The sequence below is a fragment of the Arhodomonas sp. KWT genome, assembly GCF_010993615.1.
On sequence record NZ_WNXE01000943.1, the window covers coordinates 1 to 647 of the forward strand.

General features: G+C 68.0%; 1 pseudogene. It reads right to left on the minus strand.

Annotated elements, in window-relative coordinates:
* A pseudogene (locus tag G7A99_RS23440) lies at window positions 1-461 on the minus strand (amidohydrolase family protein); the annotation flags it as partial.
* Window positions 462-647 lie beyond the last annotated feature (186 nt).

Consider the following 647-nt stretch of genomic DNA (forward strand, 5'->3'; position numbering starts at 1 on the left):
ATGTGACTGGGATTGACGTCGCCCAGGCCGCCGATGGTGGAGATCTCCGGGCCGTTCGCGAGATAGCGGGGGCCGGGGATCTGAGCGCTGTTGATCGCGTCCCGGATGACCACGTCCAGCCGCGGCTTGGCGGCGGCCGCGCCGCAGCACATGGTGTAACCGCTGTCCAGATAGGTCTTGGCCGATCCGGCCGCCGCGAGGATGTGCTCCTCGACGGGCATGATGCCGATCTTGTCCAGGCCTGCCTGGTCGATCCAGCTCAGATGGGTGTGCGCGTCGCACAGGCCGGACATCAGCGTGGCGCCGCTGCCGTTGACGACCGTCGCCGCCGGGGCCTTGATCTGGCCGCTCCCCGCGGCGACCTCGGCAATGCGGTTGTCCCGCACGAGGACCTCTCCGGCATAGGGTTGGCTGCCGGTGGAATCCAGGACGTTGACGTTGGTGAACAGGGTCTCGCTCATGACACTCTCCTCCAGTGCAATTCTCGGGCGTGGCGCGCCGGGACGGCGCGCCATTCTCGCCAGTACCCGTGTGCGGCTTGGGCGGCGGCCGTGCCGCCCGGTGCCGCTTTCTGTCGTTGTGCGTCAGTCACCGGTGCCGCGCGTTGCGGCGGGGCATCAGGCGTGGTTGTGGAAATACAGGTTGAG